Genomic DNA, 15,348 nt, shown 5'->3' with positions numbered 1-15,348 from the left:
CGTCCTGTGGCGTCCTGCTATGGCCTGTGCCGTCGTTCTACGCCTTGTCCCGTGGGCCCACGCCCCAGGTGCGCGAGGCCCATCTGCGCAGGTGGGGCGACTGGGCGAGGAGGTCGCGGTACGCCGCGGTGGCGGAGCCGACGAGCGTATCCGCCACCTCGTCGGCGAGGCTGTCGCGCCGCCAGGCCAGCACATAACGGCACCACAGCGGTGTTCCGTTCAACGGTTTGATGAGGACGCCGGAGACCGGCCGGAGCGTGGCCTGCACAACGGAGACACCGAGCCCCTCCGCGATCATGTTCTGCAACTGGAGTTGGTCACCCAGGAATTCATGGACCGCGGCCGGGGTGAAACCGGCCGACTCGCAGGCCGCGTAGAACACGCCCGGCCAGCCGGCCCCGTCATCCGGAGTCAGGAACCATGCATCGTCGGCCAGATCCGCCAACCCGACCTCCATGCAGTGTTTGAGCCGGTGACGCGCCGGCAGGGCGACGAAGGACGGCTCGGTGACGATCCCGCGATGCGCCACCGCGGCCGAGTGCACGAGCTCCAGCCCCGGGTAGTCGGCGGCGATCGCCGCGTCCACCTCGCCGTCCTCCAGCAGTTGGACGATCTCCGAGGACGGATACACGCTGCTCACCGTGAGCGCGAGGTCGGGCAGGCGGCTCCGGAGCCGGACGACCATGCCGGACAGGACCGGAGAATTGGTCGCGGCCAGACGGAGGGGCATGCGCATGCGCGTCACGCTCTCGACCGGGCCGCGTCCTATCGCGTCCGCGCGGGTCAGGACGTCCCGTGCCTGCGCCAGGACCCCCACGCCGTACGGTGTCAGCTCGACGCCCGAGATGCGGCGATCGAACAGCGGCTCCCCGAAATACCTCTCAATGCGGCGGAGTTGCGTGCTCATCGCCGGTTGCGAGTACCCCAGCTCCGACGCGGCCCGTCCCAGGCTCCCGGCGTCGGCGATCGCACACAGCACCCTCAGGTGCCGAAGCTCCAGCTCCATGTGCACACTCCTCCCATCGGGTCAGCGCATCACGGGCATGCCTCGTACGTCTCGCGCAGGGCATGTCACGTACGTCATGCCCTGCGTGCCGGCGTGGGGCCGACCAGGCAGTGTTGCGTAGCTCAATTCCGGGCAACCCAGGCGGACTTCGCCATACTGGGGGCGGCGGCGTGGGTGATCCCGCTGGGTGGGGCTCAGTGAACGGAGAAGCCGCCGTCGACGAAGATCGACTGTCCGGTGACGTAGCCGGAGGCGCGGCCGGCCAGGAACACCGCTGCTCCGGCGAAGTCCTCGGCCAGGCCGTTGCGCCCGATCAGCGTGCGCGCGGCCAGGGCCGCCACCTTCTCCGGGTCGGACTGCAACCGGGTATTGAGCGGGGTCAGGACGAAGCCGGGCACCAGTGTGTTGCAGGTGACGCCGTGCGGCGACCATGCCTCGGCCTGGGAGCGGGCCAGCGACTCCAGCGCTCCCTTGGAGACCCCGTAGGCGCCGCTCTGGACGAATGCCCGGTGGGCCTGCTGGGAGGTGATGTGGATGATCCGGCCGAAGCCCCGCTCGGCCATACCGGGCCCGAACCGCTCGCCCAACAGGTACGGCGCCTCAAGATTCACCGCCATCGTGGCATCCCACACCTCTTCGCCCAGCTCGCCCATCGGCGGCCGCAGGTTGATCCCGGCGCTGTTGACGAGAATGTCCGGTTCGCCGAACACCTCGGCCGCCTGCTCCGCCGCCGCACGCACGCCGCCGCGGGTGCTCAGGTCGGCGCTCACCCAAGCCGCCCGGCAGCCGTCCGCCGTGAGTTCGTCGACCGTGGCGGCCAGTTCCGACTCCTTGCGCGCCACGATCACCACGCTCGCCCCTGCTCGTGCGAGGGCCCCGGCGATGCCTCGGCCGATACCGGAACTGCCGCCCGTCACCACGGCGACCCGGCCGTCCAGCGAGAACAATTCGGAGAGGTAGCTCTGCGAGATCATGTCCGCACCCTAGACGGCGCGTCCGCGGCGGCCGTGCCCGGGGCGATCTTCTGCCCGCCACGACCGATCCGGGGGTCCGGCCCACGGCGGCCCCGTGACTCGGCCGCATGATCCAGGCATGTGATCCGGCCCCGGGCAGTGAGCTCAGCGGTGGAGGAGTATGACCGCCGCCGAGTAAGGGGCGAGGCGTATCGGGGCCGTGCCGTGGTGGGTGGTGGGGGTGGAGTCGCCGCGCTGCCAGGTGAGGGTGCGGTCGGTGTGGTAGCCGGCCGGGAGCGTGAGGTGGAAGGGCTGGGCCTGCTTCGGGTCCTTGTTGATCACGACGACGGCCAGTGTGCCGTCCGCGCGACGGACCGCATGGGCGGTGAGGGTGCCTGGGCCGCCGGTGGTGGTCGTGGCGAGGGTGGCGCCTCCGCCCTTGAGGGCCGTGGTCAGCATCCGCAGGGTCTGGTAGGGCGCGAACGGAGTGCCGACCGGCGGCTCGCAGTGCTTCTTCTTCGGCTGGTCCCACGGGCACTTTCCGGAGGACAGCAGCCCCAGGTCGCCCCAGCCGCCGTCCTTCGTGGCGGACGGACCGTTGTACAGGGCCCACCAGTCGATGTCCGAGACGCCGTTCTCCAGCAGCGACAGATTGCTGTCGAGCAGGTAGAGCGCGCCGACGGCGTTGTCCTGCTGCTGCGTCGGGAAGACGCCGGAGTTGCTCTCACCCGCGACGATGCCGATGTGGTGGCGCGGCCCCGACGCCCGGTCCAGATCCGCCCGCAGCGCCTTCAGCACGGGCGCCGTGTTCGCGGTGTCGGCGAGCACCGATGCGTCGTCGAACTTCCCGCTGAACGTCGGGTGGTACCAGTGGATATCGACGAAGTCGACGGCCTTCGCCAGGCCCGGCGTGTGCAGAACCGCGTCGTCCCACTGCTTCAGCTTGCTCTGCCCCGGCTTGTGCGCCGTCGCCGGGTCGGAGGGGAAGAACTCGACGCCGACGCGGATGCTCGGATCGACGGCCTTCATCGCCTTCGCGTAGGCGATGGCGTTGCGGGCGTAGGCGGCCGGCGACTTGTCGGCGTGCGCGTCGGGCTCCTTGGGCATCGGGTGCGCGGGGTTGCTGAACCAGCCGTTGAGGTACGTCTCCTCGCCGACGATCCAGTTGCGCACGTGGTAGTGGTGCGTGCGGTTGGCGTACCGCACCCAGGCGGCGGCCTCGCGCGGGTCACCGGGCTTGGGGTGCTCCTTGGTACTCGGATGCGCCTTGGTGTCGGTCGGGCCGGTGCCGTAGTTGACGTGCACCAGCATGCGGGCGTGTGCGTCGTGGGCGGTCTTCGCGAACTGGTCGAAGCTGAACGTCGGGTTGAGGTCCTGGTACCCCCCGTTGTTCTTGCCGTTCGGATCGGGGCTCAGCCAGCCGCCGTGCTGGAAGTGGTACAGGTCGCTGGGCCCGCCGGCGTTGAACGACAGGGTCTTGATGCCTGCCTTGCGGATGAGCTCCGGGGTGTGGGAACGGGTGAGGTACGGGTTCCAGAAGGGGGTGTTCACCCCGATTGCGTGTGCGGAGACGGTGTTGGTCGGGTGGCTGGTGACCTTGATGTCCGCAGCCGAGGTGGGCGGCTTGGACGACTCGGCCCCGAGCGCCGTGGCGCTGGGCGTAAGGGCAAGTGTGGCTACTGCGGCGAGCGCGGCCGTGGCGGAGGCCAGGGCGAAGACACGGTGGCGGTGGCGTTGCGACATGGTGTGCGGGCCTTTCGCTTGAGGCACATCACCAAGTGGTGATCTGACATCAATCTGTCGCAATGGCCGCACAGTTGGCAGAACCGTGTGTCACGGATCCGCACTGACGAATGTCACAGAAGCGGATGCGCTCGTTCCCTACCGGCACCCTCACCGGCACCCTCACCGGCCCCGGCCCGGTTCCGCGGGCCGGGAGCCCCGGACCGCGCAGGGCCGGTCCGTCGTCGCGGGCGAGCCCGCGGATGCCCACCGAGGCGCTGTCGTTCTCCGTCGCCGGACGTGCCGAGCGGTGCGCGACGCCGGATTCCCCGGACGCCGCGCCACGGCCCCGCCTGCGAGGGGGTACCCGCCAAGTAAGGTGCCACCGCTGCAAGTTGCGCGCACGCCTGTGCCCTCCATCGGTACGTCCGACGGGCCGAAAGCGGTCTGTCCTCGACCGGTCAATGAGAGGCGTCCTGGACGTCGTCAGGCGGGAACCGCGGGTCCCGGCGGAACCGCGGTGCACCGGGTTCCGGCGCGAGCCTGGTCGCGCGGGCGGTGAAGCTGATGGCGTGGTACCAGCCGCACAGCATCAGCAGATCGAGAAGCTGTTCCGCGGTGAACTCCGCGCCGAGCCGGTCCCACAGGCCGTCATCGATGTCGTGGTGGGTGTGGAGAGCGTCCGTCGCGTCGAGGAGCAGCCGGTCGCGTTCGGCCGTCCAGCAGCCGTCCGCGCTCGTGCCGTACGTCAAGGAATCCACCTGGTCGGCGGTGAGTCCGGCACGCTCCGCGAACCGGGCGATGTGCACACCCCATTCGTACTCGCAGCCGCACAGGGCGCAGGTGCGGTCGATGACGATCTCGCGGTCGCGCAGGCCGAGGCCGAGCCGGCGGCCGAGCTGATACGAGCCCCAGCCGTGGAGCGCCTCGGCGAGGTGCTGGTGGCGCGCGAACAGGCGGAACAGGGCGAGCGGAGCTTCGTCGCGCGGCATCATCCGGCGCAGTACCGCCGCGGCCTCCGGGCGGTAGGGCGGCTCCAGGGGCGGTATCCGTTCGGGCACAGGCACCTCCGGTGCTTCGATTTTCGAATCAGAGTGATGTCGAGGTTAGTGCTTCTGAAATCGAAGCACCAGTCTCCACTGGGAGAGGGGCCGGAGAGTGCGATGTGCGGCGCCGTGGCCGCCCCGCTCAGGCGGTGTGGGGAGGGCGGCAGCGGGTGAGGGCCAGGATGGCCATATCGTCCTGTCCTCGGCCGCCGGTCCAGCGCCCGACGTCCCTGGTCAGGGTGTCCACCAGGACATCGGGATGGAGGAACCGCCTGCTCATGCGACGGGAGCGCAACGGATCGTAGAAGGTCCCCTGCTTGTCCCGCGCCTCGGTGACACCGTCGGTGACCAGGATCAGCGACGCGCCCGGGGGCAGGCGCACCACATCGACCGGCTCGCGACCCGGGGGAGCGAGGTCGTTCAGCCCCATGCCGAGGGGCAGCTGCGGCACGGCCGGATCGAGCCGTACCAGCCGCCCGTCGTGGACCAGGTACGGGGGCGGATGTCCCCGGTTGACCAGGCTCAGCACCTCACCGTCGACGGACACCTCGGCCAGTAGGGCGGTGGTGAAGCCCTCGGTCGACGCGATCGGGCCGCTCCGGGCCGCCATCCTGGCCATCGCCTCGTCCAGCCGTTGCGCCAGCGTGGCCAGCGTGGGAGCGTACTCGGCTTCCTGCCGGAAGGCGCCGATGGCGACCGAGACGGCGGCGACGGCCTGGATGCCCTTGCCCCGTACATCGCCGATGATCATTCGCACCCCGAAGGGAGTCTCCTGCACCGCGTACAGGTCACCGCCGATCCGCGCCTCGGCCTGCGCCGCCGTATACCCGGCGGCCACCGCCAGCGGACCGGCCCTCCTCGGCGGGTCGGGGAGCACCGCCAGCTGGACCGCCTCCGCAAGATCCCTGGTCAGCGCCAGATCGCGCCCCTGCCGCGTGAGGAGTCCGTTGATCGCCAGGCCCAGCACACCGATCAGGCCCACCACCGCCAGATCGACGAGCAGGGGAGTCGCCGGGCGCTGGCGCTCGATGTCCAGTCCCACCGAGACCCCGCAGGTCAGGCCCACGACGGCGACCGCGCAGCGGAAGGGCAGCATGGCACCCGCGATCAGCGGTCCGGCCGCGAGAAGCGGCAGTCCCGTATACGGCTCGGGCGCGAGAAGGTCCAGCAGGACGCCGGTCACAAGGGCCAGCGCCACAAGCGTCCACGACGCCTTCACCGGCGTGCGCTGCAAGCCGTCCACAGTGCTTCTCCTGCTGCCGGGCCACGCCCGCAACGCGGCAGAAAGCAGAGCCACGCAACGGTGCGCCTCACCGACTCCATCGGTATGCCCATGGCTTCACAGATACGCGGTATGCGCAACAGGTACGGGTTCGGCAGACGGTCGACAGGCCGCCGGACGCCGCCGTCGCGCACGTCCTCCCGAATACCATGTCGGTAAATTTCCGAAGGTGTAGGAACCCCGTACCGCGGTAGGCGACTCCTCTCCCGTGGAGACGCACGCCGGTGCGTCCGGTACGAATATGGGGGCGAGACGATGACACGTACAGTGCAGCCAGTGCGGCAGTCCGTGAGGGCGCGGAGAGCGGCGGCGGGTTCTGCGGCGGCGGTGGCGGCCGGGCTGGCGTTGGTGGTCGGAGCGGCGGGGACCGGGCAGGCGGCGCCCCTGCACACGGACGCAGGTGCGCAGTCGCCGTCCGCGGCGAGCTGCGGTGCTGCGACGGCGGCGCGGACCGCACCCGCGGCGGAGACGGCTCCGGCCCCCGGCATCACGGGTAGCGCGGCGCAGAAGATCTCCTACAGCCTTGCCGGGGAGGCGCCGGTGGGCCTGTGGACGTCGTCGAGCGTCACCCTGCGCACGCCGGTCTCCAAGGGCACGGTCAGCCTGGACGTCACCACGAGCGGCTTCAGTGCCGCCTCTCTGGAGATTCAGCGCTATGTGCCCACGACCCACCGCTGGGTCGATCTGCACTCCTCCGTCGGCGGCGGCCTGCCGGACAAGGGAACGTTCACCTTCCCGGTGTCGGTGGCGGCGAGCCCCGGTCACCCGGCCTCCGTGGCGCTGCGGGTCAAGGACCTCGACCGTCCCGGCCGCCTGAGCGTGGCCGCCTCGGTCAAGGACGGCCACGGGCACACCTACCGGGCGCCGGTGCGGAACGCCGTCGTCGATCAGCCGACGACCACGCTCACCGGCTGGTCGCGCGGCACCGCCATGGTGCGCGGTGGCGCGGCAAAGGAGTTCACCCTCAAGGTCAAGAACACCACCCGGCGGGCCTACCCGGCGCTGAACGCCGGGTACTTCGCCTACGGCCAGAGCAACGGACACACCCTGGCGCCGAAGGACCTGAAGTTGCAGCAGTATGTGCCCGGCCACGGGTGGCAGCGCGTTTCGCTGCTCCCCGGCGGCTGCGACCCCGGCATGAGCGCCGCGCTGGTCCCGACCGCCAAGTCGCCGCTGGCGCCCGGTGCCACGGCCGTCTACCGCATGCGTCTGGCGGTGGAGGGCTCCGCTCCCGTGACCAATGTCGAGGCGGGTGTGTCGGCGGGCACCGGTGACACATCGTTCTTCTACCGGATGCTGCCGTTCGTCATTCGCGCCCGGTAACGCCTCGCACTCCTCCCGGGACGACGCCTCGCAGTGTTCCGGGGACAACGTGGCGGGCGCCGACCAGGAGTCGGCGCCCGCTGTGACGTGGTCGGCCGTCAGCGCTGCACCACGAACGCCCGGCCCTTCTTCGCCTTGGACGAGCAGGAGTTCTGCTCGTCCTGGGTCATCTTGCGGGTCTTGACGATCACCGCATTGTTCTGTCCGTCCGTGCCATTGGCCGCGGGACCGGTGACCTTGTCCGGCACGTACCAGAAGTAGTGGCCCCACTTCGGGCTGTCGTAGTGGGTCTGCCAGGTGCCCGAGACGGTCTGCATCACCTGTGCGCGGGAGATCCAGCCCACCTCGCCGGGTTTCACCGTCATGTTCATCGAGCTGTTCTCGGTGTGCGTGCTCGACCAGGTGTGGCTGTAGGTCGCGGTGACACTCAGATCGATGAGGTCGGCGATCTTGCCGCCGGCGGTGACGGAGACGCCCGCGGAGTCCGTCGAGCCGACGGTGTCCGCCCAGCCCATCGACTGTGTGGCGTCCGAAGTGCTGCAGTTGTAGAGGGAGTTCGAGACCTGGTGGAAGTCTCCGAGGTGCGCCGTGTCGAGCTTGGGCTCGTTGAAGCTGCACTTCCCCTCGCCGGAAGCGCAGTCGGCTATCAGCTGCTCCCTGGTGGGTTGGTCATCCGCTGCGGCCGGCATGGTCATCGTCGCGACCAGACCTAAGGCCGCCGTGGAGAGCGCCATCAGGCGGCTTGCGCACCGGATCGTTCTGCTTTTCGTCCTGTTGCTGTTCACGTTGCTGTTGCCTTTCGCCCAGCCTCACGGAAGCGACGAGGCCGCCCGGAGTGGGGAGTTCGTCGCTGTTGCGTCTGAGACTGGAGTGAAATTTGATTCAACTACACCAAGAATCGGCAAAGTTGTAGTTGAGGGCGAAACATACTCCGTATGGGGGTGGGAAACGGAGGCAGCGTCAGGTCTCGATGGGGCATGGCGGGCCGTCATCGGTGCCGGTCGGGGGCCGCGCATGTGATCTCCGGCGTGCGGGGCGCCGAGCTTTCCGGGCGTGTCAGCCCCTTTACGGTGCGTAAGGAAAAGGTCCGAATAGCGGGCGTTCACGTCGTTCGTGCAGACGCCCCCTCAGACTCGTGAGGCTTTCCGCACGTCCCCGGCAATGAACAGGCACCACACGACCATGAGTCGGACACAAACCAGGTCACCCCAGGTTTCCCCGCAGGCAGCGCAGAACGGCGAACCCGTTTTGTCGCACGGCCTCAAGCAACGCCATCTGTCGATGATCGCCCTCGGCGGGGTCATCGGCGCCGGGCTCTTCGTGGGCTCCGGGGTCGCCATCGCCACGGCCGGGCCGGCCATCGTCCTCCTGTACATGGCGACCGGCGCGCTGGTCACGCTGATCATGCGGATGCTCGGTGAGATGTCCGCGGCCCGGCCGTCCACCGGTTCGTTCTCGGTGCACGCCGAGGAGGAGCTCGGCGCCTGGGCGGGGGTCACCTCGGGCTGGATGTACTGGCTGATGCTCTGCGCCGGTGTGGCCGCGGAGGCCACCGCGGCGGGCAAGATCATGCACACCTGGGTGCCGTTCCTCCCCGCCTACGGCTGGGTGGCGGTCTTCATGGCGTTCTTCTGCGCCAGCAATCTGACCGCTGTCAAGAACTTCGGCGAGTTCGAGTTCTGGTTCTCCGCGGTCAAGGTCACCATGATCGTCGCTTTCCTGGTGCTGGGCGTGCTCGGCATCCTCGGGGTGTTCGGCAGCGCGCCCGGCACCCGTCATCTCACCGGCCACGGCGGCTTCTTCCCGACCGGCGCCGCCGGGCTCGCGGCCGGTCTGCTGACCACCATTTCGGGGTTCGCCGGTCTGGAAACCGTCACCATCGCGGCGGCGGAGTCCGACCACCCGAGCCGGAACGTGGCCCGTGCCGTCCGCACCGCCGTCTGGCGGATCGCCGTTTTCTACATCGGCTCCATGGCCGTGGTCGTCACCCTGGTGCCGTGGAACGACCCGAAGGTCGCCCTGGACGGCCCGTACGTCACCGTGCTCGACCGGCTCGGCATCCCGGCAGCGGGCACGATCATGGAGATCGTGGTGCTGGTGGCGCTGCTCTCCGCCATGAACGCGAACATCTACGGCTCGTCGCGCATGGCGTACTCCCTCGTCTACCGGGGCCAGGGCCCGCGCGTCCTCGGCAAGGTCACCAGGGGAGTGCCGGCGGCGGCCGTGCTGGCGTCCTGCGTGTTCGGCTTCGCGGCCGTGATCGCCGGGATCGTCTGGCCCACCACGGTGTTCGCCTGGCTGCTCAACATCGCCGGCTGCTCGGTGCTGGTCGTCTGGTCCCTCGTCTGCCTCACCCAGCTGAAGATGCGCTGCCGTCTGGAGCGCGAGGCACCCGAGCTGTTGTCGGTACGGATGTGGGGCTTCCCGTATCTGACCTGGCTGGCGTTCGCCGCCATCCTCGGCGTCTTCACCGTCATGGCGGCCCATACGAACGGGCGCCGGCAACTCGTCGGCACCGCGGTCGTGGTGGCGGCGCTGGCCGGCGCGGGCCATCTCAAGCAGCGGCGCGACCGGCGGGGCGCTCCCACCGCCTAGGGCACCGCAGGCCGCAGACTTGCCGCCTTGCTGAAACGGGCCTCCTCTCGCGCGCATCACGGGCACACTCGCTCCAACTCCTCGCGCGAGAAGGACAACAGGTGAACCCGTACCAGAATCCTTATCCGAACCATCCGCATCAGCCGAACAATTCGCCTCACCCGTTCCATCCGGGGCCCGCGGTCCCGCGGCCGTGGTGGAAGACGACTCCGAGCGCGATCGCGATGATCGCGCTCGTGGCCGTCCTGGCCGCGATCAGTTTCCCGCTCGGCTTTCTCGCGATGATCGCCGTCATGGTTCTCTTATGGGTGCTGCCGCCGTGGAAGTGGGGCGCCAAGCTCGGCGCCACGATCGGGACCTTCCTCCTCCTCACGGTTGCCAGCGGGATGACCGGACAGCTCGACGACGCGGGGAAGGGCAAGCACAGGCCGGTCGCGGCGAAGGCCCATGAGCCGGCCGCCACGCCGAGCCCGGCCAGGAGCGCAGCGCTCAAGGCGAAGGCGCCGGACTACACCGGCAAGCCGCTGAACGAGGCGGAGCAACGGGCGCGCGCCGCCGGATACACCCCCGGGGCACACGACGCATCGGCAGAGCACCGGACCATCGTCCTCCAGTCGGGCTGGGTGGTGTGCTTCCAGCGGCCCGGCCGGGACGACGGACGCAAGCTGGTCGACTTCGGTGCGGTCAAGGACGGGGAGCCGTGCCCGGACAAGGACGGCGGACGGATTCCGTGGCCGGCGATGCCGGATCTGAAGGGCAAGACCTGGACGGCGTCCGTCCGCGCGCTGAGCGACCTCGGCGTCAAGAAGGACGGGATCCGCGCGGAGGCCGCGTACGCGAACGACACCCTGCCCGACGACGGCGGATACGACGACTGGACGGTGTGCACCACCGATCCGGCCGACGGCGGGGACATCGACACCAGGAGCACCACCCCGGCGACCTTGGACCTCACGGCACCGGGCAACGGATGCCCCGGCAACGCGCACGCCAACCTGCCCGACAGGGACCACGACGGAACCCCGGACTACCGGGACAAGCACGACGACCCCGACGACCGCGACACCACCGGCGGCGGGGGCAGCACGTCCGGAGGCAGCACCTCCGGGGGAGGCTCGTCCAGCGGCGGTGGCTCGTCCAGCAGCGGCGGAGGCGGCGGCGTCCGCACCGTGACCCCGGGCGCCTTCTGCTCCCCGCCGGGCGCGACCGGTACCTCCCACGGCCGTATCTACACGTGCAAGGGCCCCGGACGGAACCGCTGGCGCCAGTGAACGACACCGCGGCCCCGGCGCCCACCACGCCGGGGCCCGCCTCCTCCGCCCGTCCCCTCTCTTCGGGTGGTAGCTCGCCCCGATCCGGTATGCGGCAGATGGCGTAGGTCATACCTCTCTCCGGCCCTCCGGCCCTCCGGCACCGGACCGAAAGGAATCCCCTCCCCATGACCCCGCGCCACCAGCACGCACCCGAGGACCCGTCCGGCCACGCCTTCATCCTGGCGGGCCGGGAGGCGATCCACGGCTACCACCTGGCGATGTTCGGCAGGGCCGAGCACGCCTACCAGGTCGTGGTGAAGTACGACCTGCCCCAAGAGATCGCCGAGACCTACCTCAAGGACCGGGCGCGGCACCCCGACAGTTGGCATGCGGTACGCAACACCCGAGAGGTGCTGCTGCCGCCGATCGGCTACGGCTCGGTGACCGAGTACCCGGCACGGCTCGACCGCGTCACCCAGACCGGAAACGGCGAGGACCGGGTCTGGGAGCCGATCTCCGAGGGCTTCACCGCACGGATCCAGCGGGTGCTGCACTTCCGCCGGTTGAGCGACGAGGACTTCCCCGAGGATCTCACCTATCTGATCTACGGCCAGGGCGACGAGGCCCACATCTGCCACCGGCTGGTCAGGCGCCCGCACTTCGAGCAGATCTGCACCCTCCAGCAGGTGCCCGAAGGGGTCACCCAGGACGATCTGGCCAACGCCGTGGAACTGACCATCCACGCCGTCGCCGACAACGGCCACGACGGCAGGCCGTGGACCACCAGGCCGCTGCCGAACCGTTCCTACGACGCGCTGCTGCGCCGCGGTCCGTCCGGCCCCGTACCGATCCGACTCGACCTCGACGAGGAACGCTGGTGGAACATCACCACCCTCAACGCCTGAAGCCTCAATCGTCTGAAACCTGAACGTCTGAAACCTGAACGCCTGAAACCTGAACGCCAACCCTCAACACCGGAAGCCTTGAACGCCTGGAACCTCCATGCCGGGGAGGGCGCCGGCTACCGCTCGGCCCCCTCGGGGAGCCCTGCCTCCTCGGGGCTGGCCATGTCCAGCAGCAGCATCGCGTCGTGGTCCGCGGAGCCGGGCGGCGCCTGGTAGGTGACGAGGCGCTGGCCGTCCGTGCGGAAGATCGCCATCACCTCGAAGGTGAGGCGCATCGAGCCGACCTCCGGGTGCTGGAAATGCTTCTGGCCGCCGCTGCGCGCCCGTACGTCGTAGCGCTCCCACAACCGGGCGAACTCCGGGCTCTTCACCACGAGTTCGCCGACCAGCTGGGCCAGCTCCGGCATGTCCGGGTCGGCGCCCGCCATCGCCCGCAGGTGGGCCGCGCTGTGTGCCGCCATCCGCTCCCAGTCGGCGTAGAGCCTGAGGCCCATCGGGTGCAGGAACATATAGCGGGTGATGTTGCGGCGCTCCGGTGGCCAGTCCGTGATGCCGGGGAAGAGGCGCAGACCGGGCCGGTTGGCGGCCAGCAGGTCGTTGGTGCGGCTGACGACGTACGCCGGCGAGGGGCGCAGCGTCTCCAGCATGCCGCGCACCGACTCGCGCACCGTACGGGCGGGTCCCGCGCACGGCGCCGGCGCCTGGCCCGCGGCGAGTGCCGCCAGTTCGTGCAGCCGGTGCAGCGCGTCTCCGGAGAGCCGGAGCGCCTCGCCGAGCGCGGCGACGACCGCGGGCGAGGGCCGGGTCTCGCGGCCGCGCTCCAGCCGCGTGTAGTAGTCGACGCTGACCCCGGCCAGCGTCGCCAGCTCCTCACGGCGCAGCCCCGGCGTGCGGCGGATGCCGGTGCCGGCGGGCAGGCCCACGTCCTGCGGGCGGATCTGCCCGCGGCGGGCGCGGAGGAAGCGGCCCAGTTCCGTACCTTCGCTCATCCGGCCATTTTCGCAAAGGGCCGCGCGGGCAGGGAGGCCGTACCAGGGCCAGGAACCGCGCTCCCCCGTACGGCGCGGTCTGCCGGGGGCCGCCCGCGCCGGGCACGCTGTTTTCCGTAGCCGTCCCCGTACCCCTACCCGTAGCGGTACCCGACTCCGTATCCGACAGGGGCGGCACAGTGAGGAGCAGTGCACGATGAGCGTCACGCAATCCGGGGCGGGCACGGCAGTTGAGGCGGGGGCGGGTGAGCGGGTCGAGCCGGGGCGGCCGGGCTCCGCCACAGCGGCCCTGGTCGCCGCCGTGCTCGGATTCTTCGTGATCACGGTCGACGTCTCCGGCGTCAATGTCGCCCTGCCCGCCGTGCGCGGAGACATCGGCGGCTCGATGTCCGGTCTCCAGTGGGTCGTTGACAGCTACACGCTGATGTTCGCGGCGCTGATGCTCTCCGCCGGTGCGCTCTCCGACGCGGTGGGCGCGCGGCGCGCATACGGCTGGGGGCTCGGCGTCTTCACCCTCGCCTCGCTGGCCTGCGGAGCGGCGCCGACGCTCGGGGCGCTGACGGCGGCGCGGGTGGTGCAGGGGAGCGCGGCGGCGGTGATGGTGCCCGCCTCGCTGGCGCTGATCCGGCAGGCATTCCCGGAGGCGGGTGCGCGGGCGCGGGCCATCGCCCTGTGGACGGTCGGCGGCGCGGTCGCCATGGCCGCCGGGCCCGTACTGGGCGGGCTGCTCACCACGGAGTGGAGCTGGCGCGCCGTGTTCTGCCTCAACGCACCCGCCGGGCTGGCCGGTTTCCTGTTCCTGCTGCGGGCCGGACGCTCCCCGCGGCGCCGTGCCGCGTTCGATCTGCCGGGGCAGCTGACGGCGGTACTGGCGCTGGCCGCACTGACCTTCGCCGTGATCGAGGGCGGGCACGCCGGGCTCACCGGCACGGTGGTGACCGCGGCCGGGGTCGCGGTGGTGTCCGGCGCCGGTTTCGTGGCGGTCGAGGCACGGCGGTGCGCGCCGATGCTGCCGCTGGAGCTGTTCCGGCAGCGCGGCGTCACCGTGCCGGTCCTCGCGGGCTTCTCCCTCAACGCCGCCTTCTACGGGGTGGTGTTCGTGCTGAGCCTCTTCTTCCAGGAGCAGCGGGGGCAGTCGGCGCTCTCGGCCGGGCTGATGTTCGTGCCCATGGCGGCGGTCACCGCCTGCGCCAACTACCTCTCACCGCGGGCGGTTTCCCGCTTCGGTCCGCGGTCGGTGGTCGTCGTGGGGCTGCTGGTCTGCGCGCTGGGCTGCGGCGGACTGCTCACGGTCGACACCGGTACGCCCGCGCCGGTGACCGCCCTGCTGATGATCCCGCTGGGCGTCGGCGGCTCCCTGGCCATGCCGGCGCTGACCTCCCTGATGCTCGACAGCGTCGCCGCCGAACGGGCGGGTACGGCGGCGGCGTTGCTCAACACCAGCCGTCAGACGGGCGGCGCGCTCAGCATCGCCGTCTTCGGCGCACTCCTCGCAGGGAACTTCGCACCGGGCATGCGGGAGAGCCTGCTGCTCGCCGCCTGCCTGATGGTGGCGGCTGCACTGGCCGCGGCGGCACTGCCGCGGCGTAGCGCGTAATACACGAGCCCCCCATCGGCATGGGGCGGATCATCGGCGACGGCGGTACCGCGTTCCAGATCGTCGACGTCTGTGTGCACCCCGCCCACCAGGGGCGGGGCCTGGGCAAGCGCATCATGGCCGCGCTCACCGAGGAACCGGAGCGCCGGGCGCCCGCCACCGCGTATGTCTCGCTGATCGCGGACGGGCCGGCACGCGGCCAGCGCTGGTCAGGGGTGCATCCGGGCGCCCTTGAGCACCTTGTCGACGGCGTTGCGCGGTCCGTAGACGGCCAGGCCCACCACATCCAACTGGTCCTTGGCCACGGCCCGCACCGCCGCGCGGTTGTCCCGGTCGTTCCCGGTGGTGAAGAGGTCGGAGGTGAACACCGCCCGGGGCAGCGCGCGGGACAGTGCGCGGCCGTGGGCCGCGGTCAGCGTTTCCTTCGTCCCCTCGAAGACCAGGACCGGCTGGCGGAACATCGGCAGATACGGGGTGCCGTCGGCGTCGGCGTACGGTTCGCCGATCACCTCGGGCACCTCCGTGCCCAGCCCACTGACCAGGAACGCGGTCACGTTCAGCCGCTGCCAGGGCTCCAGGTCCTCGCGCAGCAGGACGGCGATCTTGTTGTCGAAACGGACGGGGGCGCTGTCGTCGGTAGTCATGCTCCGAGCCTGCCGACCGTCGCGGCGCACCGT

Annotated in this window: 13 protein-coding genes and 1 pseudogene; 6 read left to right on the top strand and 8 right to left on the bottom strand. The window is 70.5% G+C overall.

Going from position 1 to position 15,348, the window contains the following annotated elements; all coding sequences use genetic code 11:
• Positions 1 to 37 precede the first annotated feature (37 nt).
• The 5 genes from SNA_RS25690 to SNA_RS25670 all read right to left on the bottom strand — a co-directional run bounded on the left by SNA_RS25690 (position 38) and on the right by SNA_RS25670 (position 5,970).
• Positions 38 to 1,006 (bottom strand): LysR family transcriptional regulator, encoded by a 969-nt coding sequence (locus SNA_RS25690; RefSeq protein WP_030065956.1) that lies wholly within the window; start codon positions 1,004 to 1,006, stop codon positions 38 to 40.
• Between the two features lie 194 nt (positions 1,007 to 1,200).
• Positions 1,201 to 1,980 carry an SDR family NAD(P)-dependent oxidoreductase gene (locus SNA_RS25685; RefSeq protein WP_030065955.1) on the bottom strand — a complete coding sequence of 260 codons (780 nt, stop codon included), beginning with the start codon at positions 1,978 to 1,980 and terminating at the stop codon, positions 1,201 to 1,203.
• 144 nt (positions 1,981 to 2,124) lie between these two features.
• The gene (locus SNA_RS25680) at positions 2,125 to 3,702 is read right to left on the bottom strand and encodes a hypothetical protein (RefSeq protein WP_030065954.1); all 1,578 of its coding nucleotides are present in this window, start codon (positions 3,700 to 3,702) and stop codon (positions 2,125 to 2,127) included.
• Between the two features lie 440 nt (positions 3,703 to 4,142).
• Positions 4,143 to 4,742, bottom strand: a complete 600-nt coding sequence (locus tag SNA_RS25675) for a carboxymuconolactone decarboxylase family protein (protein WP_037789729.1) — start codon at positions 4,740 to 4,742, stop codon at positions 4,143 to 4,145.
• 127 nt (positions 4,743 to 4,869) lie between these two features.
• Positions 4,870 to 5,970: a PP2C family protein-serine/threonine phosphatase gene (locus SNA_RS25670; RefSeq protein WP_030065952.1), complete on the bottom strand. Its 1,101-nt coding sequence runs from the start codon at positions 5,968 to 5,970 to the stop codon at positions 4,870 to 4,872.
• 315 nt (positions 5,971 to 6,285) lie between these two features.
• Here SNA_RS25670 and SNA_RS25665 point away from each other — a divergent pair, with 315 nt between their 5' ends.
• Positions 6,286 to 7,332 carry a hypothetical protein gene (locus SNA_RS25665; protein ID WP_241779833.1) on the top strand — a complete coding sequence of 349 codons (1,047 nt, stop codon included), beginning with the start codon at positions 6,286 to 6,288 and terminating at the stop codon, positions 7,330 to 7,332.
• A gap of 98 nt (positions 7,333 to 7,430) precedes the next feature.
• Here SNA_RS25665 and SNA_RS25660 read toward each other — a convergent pair whose 3' ends face one another.
• Complete coding sequence (locus SNA_RS25660) at positions 7,431 to 8,027, bottom strand: hypothetical protein (protein WP_241779832.1); 597 nt, start codon at positions 8,025 to 8,027, stop codon at positions 7,431 to 7,433.
• 487 nt (positions 8,028 to 8,514) lie between these two features.
• Here SNA_RS25660 and SNA_RS25655 point away from each other — a divergent pair, with 487 nt between their 5' ends.
• From SNA_RS25655 to SNA_RS25645, 3 genes are all read left to right on the top strand, one after another.
• A complete protein-coding gene (locus tag SNA_RS25655; RefSeq protein WP_044366933.1) occupies positions 8,515 to 9,927 on the top strand; it encodes an amino acid permease in 1,413 nt (470 codons plus the stop codon).
• Between the two features lie 224 nt (positions 9,928 to 10,151).
• Positions 10,152 to 11,198 (top strand): hypothetical protein, encoded by a 1,047-nt coding sequence (locus tag SNA_RS25650; protein ID WP_051877290.1) that lies wholly within the window; start codon positions 10,152 to 10,154, stop codon positions 11,196 to 11,198.
• A 167-nt stretch (positions 11,199 to 11,365) separates the two neighbouring features.
• A complete protein-coding gene (locus tag SNA_RS25645; RefSeq protein ID WP_044366929.1) occupies positions 11,366 to 12,085 on the top strand; it encodes a hypothetical protein in 720 nt (239 codons plus the stop codon).
• A gap of 116 nt (positions 12,086 to 12,201) precedes the next feature.
• On the opposite strand, the gene SNA_RS25640 is transcribed toward SNA_RS25645, so the two are convergent.
• Positions 12,202 to 13,074, bottom strand: a complete 873-nt coding sequence (locus SNA_RS25640; protein ID WP_037789721.1) for a helix-turn-helix transcriptional regulator — start codon at positions 13,072 to 13,074, stop codon at positions 12,202 to 12,204.
• A gap of 196 nt (positions 13,075 to 13,270) precedes the next feature.
• Here SNA_RS25640 and SNA_RS25635 point away from each other — a divergent pair, with 196 nt between their 5' ends.
• Both SNA_RS25635 and SNA_RS40440 read left to right on the top strand, forming a co-directional pair.
• Positions 13,271 to 14,671, top strand: a complete 1,401-nt coding sequence (locus SNA_RS25635) for an MFS transporter (protein ID WP_078970193.1) — start codon at positions 13,271 to 13,273, stop codon at positions 14,669 to 14,671.
• Positions 14,672 to 14,682: 11 nt separating this feature from the next.
• A pseudogene (locus SNA_RS40440) lies at positions 14,683 to 14,868 on the top strand (GNAT family N-acetyltransferase); the annotation flags it as partial.
• Between the two features lie 12 nt (positions 14,869 to 14,880).
• On the opposite strand, the gene SNA_RS25630 reads toward SNA_RS40440, so the two are convergent.
• On the bottom strand, positions 14,881 to 15,315 hold the full coding sequence (locus tag SNA_RS25630; protein WP_030065943.1) for a DUF2000 domain-containing protein: 435 nt from the start codon (positions 15,313 to 15,315) through the stop codon (positions 14,881 to 14,883).
• Between the last annotated feature and the right edge of the window lie 33 nt (positions 15,316 to 15,348).

Source organism: Streptomyces natalensis ATCC 27448, from assembly GCF_000935125.1.
Classification (GTDB): domain Bacteria; phylum Actinomycetota; class Actinomycetes; order Streptomycetales; family Streptomycetaceae; genus Streptomyces; species Streptomyces natalensis.
This window is presented reverse-complemented; position numbering and strand designations above follow the sequence as displayed.

Excerpts from the sequence above, each read along its gene's own strand:
- SNA_RS25690 (WP_030065956.1), bottom strand. The coding sequence starts at position 1,006 with ATGGAGCTGGAGCTTCGGCACCTGAGGGTGCTGTGTGCGATCGCCGAC.
- SNA_RS25685 (WP_030065955.1), bottom strand. The coding sequence starts at position 1,980 with ATGATCTCGCAGAGCTACCTCTCCGAATTGTTCTCGCTGGACGGCCGG.
- SNA_RS25680 (WP_030065954.1), bottom strand. The coding sequence starts at position 3,702 with ATGTCGCAACGCCACCGCCACCGTGTCTTCGCCCTGGCCTCCGCCACG.
- SNA_RS25660 (WP_241779832.1), bottom strand. The coding sequence starts at position 8,027 with ATGACCATGCCGGCCGCAGCGGATGACCAACCCACCAGGGAGCAGCTG.
- SNA_RS25655 (WP_044366933.1), top strand. The coding sequence starts at position 8,515 with ATGAGTCGGACACAAACCAGGTCACCCCAGGTTTCCCCGCAGGCAGCG.
- SNA_RS25650 (WP_051877290.1), top strand. The coding sequence starts at position 10,152 with ATGATCGCGCTCGTGGCCGTCCTGGCCGCGATCAGTTTCCCGCTCGGC.
- SNA_RS25645 (WP_044366929.1), top strand. The coding sequence starts at position 11,366 with ATGACCCCGCGCCACCAGCACGCACCCGAGGACCCGTCCGGCCACGCC.
- SNA_RS25640 (WP_037789721.1), bottom strand. The coding sequence starts at position 13,074 with ATGAGCGAAGGTACGGAACTGGGCCGCTTCCTCCGCGCCCGCCGCGGG.
- SNA_RS25635 (WP_078970193.1), top strand. The coding sequence starts at position 13,271 with ATGAGCGTCACGCAATCCGGGGCGGGCACGGCAGTTGAGGCGGGGGCG.
- SNA_RS25630 (WP_030065943.1), bottom strand. The coding sequence starts at position 15,315 with ATGACTACCGACGACAGCGCCCCCGTCCGTTTCGACAACAAGATCGCC.